Genomic DNA, 462 nt, shown 5'->3' on the forward strand with positions numbered 1-462 from the left:
CGGCACGCGCCGGATTGCAGAGCGACCCGAACAACGCCGAGCTGTTGGGACTGCTGGCCTCTGCGCTTCACGCGGACGGTCACGCGCGCGAGGCCCGGAAGTGGACCGAACGCTCCCTTGCCATCGACCCGAACCAGGCTTGGGTCCATGACGTCCGGGCGCGAGCCATCCTCAACGGTGGCGGAAAGGCCAAAGAGGCAGTCGAATCGGCCAGTGCGGCAGTGAAACTCGCGCACACCCACGCCTACTACCGCTACACGCTCACGCGCACCCAGCTTGAGGCCAAACAACGCAAGGCCGCCCAGGCAACCGCGGAGTCGATCCGCACGGTCGCCCCGGCTTCGCCGTTGGGCCCGCTCTCACAAGCGCTCGTCGAGATCGACCGCGCCAAGTTCTTCCGCGTTCACCCGGTGTGGGCAGTGGTGGCAGTCGTGGTGACCCGGGGTGCCGTCCTGCTTTTCT

The 462-nt window shown here is 67.3% G+C and carries 1 protein-coding gene; it reads left to right on the plus strand.

The features are described from left to right. Positions 1-462 (plus strand): tetratricopeptide repeat protein (locus RM844_RS32560; protein ID WP_311671047.1); only part of this gene is annotated, 462 nt, incomplete at both ends.

Source organism: Streptomyces chisholmiae (assembly GCF_031845445.1).
Taxonomy (GTDB): Bacteria; Actinomycetota; Actinomycetes; order Streptomycetales; family Streptomycetaceae; genus Streptomyces; species Streptomyces chisholmiae.